This window comes from Wenyingzhuangia sp. 2_MG-2023, from assembly GCF_030548295.1.
GTDB lineage: Bacteria > Bacteroidota > Bacteroidia > Flavobacteriales > Flavobacteriaceae > Wenyingzhuangia.
Genome location: NZ_JAUOSB010000081.1, coordinates 1 through 399, shown reverse-complemented (window position 1 = coordinate 399; position 399 = coordinate 1). Strand labels below are relative to the sequence as shown.

The window sequence follows — 399 nt, the reverse complement described above, 5'->3', positions numbered from 1 at the left end:
GCTTATTTTTAAGTTTATTAATCGGCTCCGAAAAAACATGCTTGTTTACATCGCTACTTTCCATAGCCAAAACCGTTGGGCAATATTTAAAAATTGTAAAATCCTGAAATAGGTTGACTAAAAATTCATCAATAATTAGTCACTTATGGAAAGTAAACAAAAACAACACTGCCGAAAAAAATCATACACTAAAGTCGGTTTTGAACTCAAATTACTAATCATTGACCAAATCCAAAATGGTCAAATATCTACCAATTTTGCTGCTAAAAAATATGGTGTACCAAGATCGTCTATCGATTATTGGATTAAAAAATATGCTACCTTAGACCAAAAGAAAAAAGCAATGAGCAAACAAGATGAAATCAAAAAATTGAAAGAGAAAATTGAAGAACTTGAATT

The 399-nt window shown here is 29.8% G+C and carries 1 protein-coding gene; it reads left to right on the top strand.

The genetic code is table 11. The features are described 5' to 3' along the window. Positions 1-145 precede the first annotated feature (145 nt). Positions 146-399: helix-turn-helix domain-containing protein (locus tag Q4548_RS16750; RefSeq protein ID WP_303457184.1), on the top strand; the 254-nt coding region annotated here is incomplete at its 3' end.